This window comes from Chitinophaga sp. (assembly GCF_039596135.1).
Taxonomy (GTDB): domain Bacteria; phylum Bacteroidota; class Bacteroidia; order Chitinophagales; family Chitinophagaceae; genus Chitinophaga.
Window position 1 is genome coordinate 1 of sequence record NZ_JBCNKH010000133.1, and the last position, 4,211, is coordinate 4,211.

Annotated in this window: 4 protein-coding genes; 1 reads left to right on the plus strand and 3 read right to left on the minus strand. The window is 45.7% G+C overall.

All coding sequences use genetic code 11. The features are described from left to right. On the plus strand, nt 1–890 hold an 890-nt coding region (locus ABDW16_RS31150), incomplete at its 5' end, for a PKD domain-containing protein (RefSeq protein ID WP_343675368.1). A gap of 36 nt (nt 891–926) precedes the next feature. On the opposite strand, the gene ABDW16_RS31155 is transcribed toward ABDW16_RS31150, so the two are convergent. Genes ABDW16_RS31155 through ABDW16_RS31165 form a run of 3 tightly spaced genes read right to left on the minus strand, consistent with a single transcriptional unit; the run spans nt 927 to nt 3,950 of the window. Beyond that, nucleotides 927–1,715, minus strand: a complete 789-nt coding sequence (locus tag ABDW16_RS31155) for a prolyl oligopeptidase family serine peptidase (RefSeq protein ID WP_343675369.1) — start codon at nt 1,713–1,715, stop codon at nt 927–929. Between the two features lie 34 nt (nt 1,716–1,749). Continuing rightward, nucleotides 1,750–2,460 (minus strand): TolC family protein, encoded by a 711-nt coding sequence (locus ABDW16_RS31160; protein ID WP_343675371.1) that lies wholly within the window; start codon nt 2,458–2,460, stop codon nt 1,750–1,752. Next, on the minus strand, nt 2,457–3,950 hold the full coding sequence (locus ABDW16_RS31165; protein ID WP_343675372.1) for an O-antigen ligase family protein: 1,494 nt from the start codon (nt 3,948–3,950) through the stop codon (nt 2,457–2,459). The genes ABDW16_RS31160 and ABDW16_RS31165 overlap by 4 nt, the downstream gene beginning before the upstream one ends. Between the last annotated feature and the right edge of the window lie 261 nt (nt 3,951–4,211).

A 4,211-nucleotide genomic window follows, 5' to 3' on the forward strand; every position in this document is an offset into this window, starting at 1 on the left:
CTAACACCGTAAAATCAGCAGTTACTTCCACACCCACTGCCAATATTGCACCTGTAGCCAGGGCAGGTAGCGATATCACTATCACCATGCCGAAGAACACAACTACCGTAGATGGTTCCGGTTCTACTGACAGTGATGGTACTATCGTATCGTACAAATGGACACAGGTATCAGGACCCAGTACCGCATCCCTGCCGTCTGCTACCACCGCCGCTACAGATATCAACCAGCTCTCTTATGCAGGTACTTATGTTTTTCGTCTGACAGTGACCGATGATGATGGTGCAACTGCAACCGACGATATCAATGTAATCGTGAAAGCGGCTGCCGCCAACACCCTCGTGGCCAATGCTGGTGCAGATCAGACCATCACACTGCCAACCGTAAATACGGTAACACTCACAGCTGCGGCGTCTACTACCAGCAATTATATTTCAGCTTATAAGTGGGAACTGGTAAGTGGACCTGCTGATGGGCAGACCATTCTGAATACTGCTTCAGAAACACCAGTCATTACATTCTCCCAGACAGGTACTTATGTTTTTCGTCTCACCGTAACAGATACCTATGGTGCCACCGCCACCGATGAAGTAACGGTGTATGTAAATGGCAAGTCTACAACGGTGGATGACAGCGAAGTCACCATACAGGTATATCCCAATCCTGCCACTACTTATCTCAACCTGAAGCTGGTGGTGAAAGAAACCGCTAATCTTGTGGTAAGAATATTTAACAGCAGCGGATATATCAGGGGTACCTATTATTTGGGCACCACTAATACAGTGATGAAAACCTTTGATGTAAGTGGTTTATCAGCCGGACTATATATTCTTGAAATAACGGATGGTAAGTCCATGAAACTAACCAGTAAGTTTATAAAAGTAAACTGAAGTAAAAAAGGCCTGCGGTACACCGCAGGCCTTTTTTTACTTCTTGTATTGTAACATCCATTCATAGATGTTCATCCCATACTGTTTATTCTTCGTATCATACAGTTCTTTCCATGAATGATGTGCGAATCCCTCTACTATTGTCAGCTTAGCCAGGTTTGGCTTATAGGTATTCGTACTATCCTTGTACCTTTCACACTCCTCCAGGAAATGTGGTTCGTCTGTCCCCGCCAGGTACCAGGTGGCGATATTCGCATCAGCTACCAGTTTAAAGCGTTTCATATTCGGTACATCAATAGTCGCTACCGACATTGGTACCGCTGCCGCAATACGGTTAGACAGTGCCGCATTATCCGTCATCGCCATCACCGTGGCCCAGCCACCCGCACTGTAACCAGTGAGGTAAATCCTGGAACGGTCCACACGGTAACGTTTCTCTACATCGTCCAGCAAACGCTTGATCTCTGCTGGTTTCAGTCCCCAACTAGGCGCCTGTGGCGCAACAACTATGAATTTATACAGTTTACCATCAACGGGATTTACGGCTTCTATTTTTTCCCCATTATTGATCCAGTAGGGAATTCCTTCCAGGTATAACTTTGACAGATCATGGCCTGATTTGCTCTTGCCATGCAGGAAAACGATCAGCGGGTATTCTTTTTTTGACTTATAATAATCGTCCGGGAGCTGTAGCAATGCGCCTACTTTACTCCATGGATTAACCGGGATAAGAATACTATCCATTCTGTGCTGTGCATAGGTGTTCACTGTCTGTATGCACATTACGAACAAGAGTGCAACAATTGTTGTGGTACTTTTTACCATGACAAATAATTAAATTGATGAAAATGAGCCCTGGTTACTGGGCGATAACAGTCTCCAGCTTAACACCAATCAGTTCCTCGATTTCCAGTTTCACATTTGCCAGGTCTCTTTCCAGGTTCAGCTTCTTGGTTCTGTCATTGTTATACAACTGTGATGCAGATGTATATGCATCGTAAGAAATACTGCCCGCAGCCAGTTTGCTTTCGGCCTGGGTAAATGCAGCAAAATCGTCTTCAGTGATTTCGGTCTGCATAGCCAGCAGTTGCTTGTTCATCAGGTAATCGTGGTATTTAGACAATACCATTGCTTTGATTTGTCTCTTGGCTGATTCTTCCTGTGCAGACGCAATGTTTACATTCGCCTTTGCCACTTTCACATCAGCGCCTTTACTTATCAGGGAACCCAATGGTACATTCACACCAACGTTCCAGAGAGGATAATACACCTGTGCACGATAGTCGTTGGAGTTTTTGTAGCGACCCAGTGTTACGTCATTGAAGTTCGCACTGGCAGTTACGTAATTCAGCCAGTTACCCTTTGCTTTGTTGAGCTCATATTCAGCTCTTTGTTTTTCGTAAACTCTGACTTTGAGGTCTGGATTCTCGTAGGCGAGTTGTACCAGTCTTTCCTGGATGTCTTCTGTAGATACATCTTTGGAAGGTGTAGACGGCAAAGTTTTGTTTTGTGCGCTCACTGTGAGGGCCGTAGCGAGGAAAATCAAAATGATGGTGATGTGCTGTTTCATGTTGTTATAGTTTTTACTTGGTCTGAATTTGTATGAGAAGGTGTTTCGAAATCTTTCATTTTAACGATGATGGCCATGGCACTGTAAAAGAAGAATGCGCCGGGTATCTGCCCAATGGCCACCTGTGCATAGTGGGCTATGATGTAGGCATATAGCCCTGTCACAATGGCTACGTAAAGTGCCTTTACCTCTCCGGTCCTGGCCCGGTAATATCCTTTCACGCCGACCAGTAGCGTCACAAAAAACAAGGTCATTGTGATTATTAGCCCAATCCAGCCCGTTTCGAGTGCTGTACGGAGGTAACCACTGTCCGGCGGAAAACCTGCCAGCGGATGGCCCGGATTGTACTGTATACCCAATACCCCCGATGTAGCTACACCACCCCCGATCGGATGCCGCCATATATAAGGTTGGATCCTGTGCCTGTTTTCATCTCTCACATTCATCGATTCATCATCCTTCAGGTGAAAGGAGGTACGTATGCGGTTCACCGTATTATTGCCGGAGAATGGGCCGAACATGAGTACTACCATAAACATGAAGAAGCCGGCCATGAACAGCAGTGTTTTGCGGTTCGTAATGGTCATGAGGAAATAGATAGCCAGGCCACCAGGTATCATGAAGTAAGCCGTGCGCGTACCGGAATAGGCCATGCCCAGGCACATAATGATAATGCCAACAATCAGCCATGTCCGTTGCTTTGCTTTATGCGTAGTCATTATCAGTACTATGGCAAACACTATACTGCATGCCATCAATATACCATAAGCCGTAGGGTCAGAGAGGAAGGAAAACTTCCTGATCTCTCCCCCCTGGAAGTATAGCCTGTAGCGTACCGGGTCACTTATTACCCAGTTTTCTTCAAAGCCCAGCAACCCAAACCATTCCTGGAAACAGCCATAGGCACCACACAGCACGGAAAGAAATAACCATAGCCTGAGATAATCCTTTACATCTTTAACACTGTTAAATGTAAACAGGCCGACAAAGTAGATCATCACGAAGTTGATAAACTTGCGCACAGTAAAGATCCAGCCTGATACTGAATACATGGAAGGATTGAACAGTTCTATGAGCAGGAATCCCAGGTACATGATATACATGTACGAAATAGGATTCTTCATATACTGCCAGATGCGCTGCTTGTGAATAGTCTTTCTATAATATGCACCGATGAAGGTCACCGCTGTCAGCACATCCACAGCCACACCCATGGGAATGGCATCGTCAGACATGCGTTTGATGTAGAACATAAAGAAGCCGACCACTGTCGTGATCAAAAAGCCCAGACGGGTATTGAACAGGCAGATTAACGTGATCATAAGACCTATCAGCCCTGCTGCGATAATCATACCTATGCGGTAATCCTTGTAGCCGACCACCAGGCTGATGCCAACCGCTACTATTAACACAGCAACAAAGGCCAGGGGAGCGTCCAGTACACCGGACCCTCTCAAAGGTGCTGTTCTGCTGATGAATAATTGTCGCATATTTTTAGAAGAATAAAACTTTTAATGCCAGGAAGACCAGCGTGAAGCCAATGAACAGCGTCACTGTGATCTCTAATAACCGATCGTCTGAAAACCTGTTATCTTTCATGCGGCTGCGTTTTGAGTTTGTTCCAGGTATGCCCCCATTAATGCTATACACTGTTCCCAGGTATGCGATAATGCAAAGGCTTTTCTTGCTTCCTGCAGGTCGGTGTTATCAGCCTCCTGCAGAGCGGTGCTGATCTTTGTGATGTATTCATC

Coding starts and splice junctions, on each gene's coding strand:
- ABDW16_RS31165 (WP_343675372.1), bottom strand. CDS start 3,950: ATGCGACAATTATTCATCAGCAGAACAGCACCTTTGAGAGGGTCCGGT.
- ABDW16_RS31155 (WP_343675369.1), bottom strand. CDS start 1,715: ATGGTAAAAAGTACCACAACAATTGTTGCACTCTTGTTCGTAATGTGC.
- ABDW16_RS31160 (WP_343675371.1), bottom strand. CDS start 2,460: ATGAAACAGCACATCACCATCATTTTGATTTTCCTCGCTACGGCCCTC.